Here is a 458-nt window from a genome sequence, read left to right as displayed (position 1 = left end):
AAAGCTTTTTCTATTAATAATAATGCAAATGTAGTGAGTCAAGAAAGATATGAAGAAAGTCAGAGTTTAAAAACTGGATTTCCACCAGATAATATTACTGTTCATTTGCTCAATAAGGTATTACGTCAGTCGTCAACAATAGCATCTGTTGTGTCTAATTTCATTGCAACCTATTCCGGCAGTGATGTTTTGGACGATGGGGATATAATTAAACTCTCTACCCAATTAAATGAAGCGTTAGAACAAAAAATTGCAACCAAAGTACCAAATGCTTCATTAGCACAGAAAGGTATAACTCAGCTTACAGAGGTGGTTGGTAATAGTAATACACTTTCAGCAACTCAGAAGCTTGTTTCCGATGTAAATAATAATGCTAACAATAGGTTGTCTAAAAGCCAAAATGGTGCAGATATTCCTGATAAAAATGAGTTTGTGAAAAATTTGGGTTTATCGGAAAC

1 protein-coding gene is annotated in these 458 nt (G+C 33.8%); it reads left to right on the top strand.

Annotation, left to right across the window (positions count from 1 at the left end):
- Positions 1-458 (top strand): tail fiber protein (locus tag EAE90_RS23415; protein WP_214055470.1); only part of this gene is annotated, 458 nt, incomplete at both ends.

Source organism: Photorhabdus caribbeanensis (assembly GCF_018448885.1).
GTDB lineage: Bacteria > Pseudomonadota > Gammaproteobacteria > Enterobacterales > Enterobacteriaceae > Photorhabdus > Photorhabdus caribbeanensis.
The sequence above is the reverse complement of the archived record's forward strand: the minus strand, read 5'-3'. Positions and strand labels throughout refer to the sequence as shown.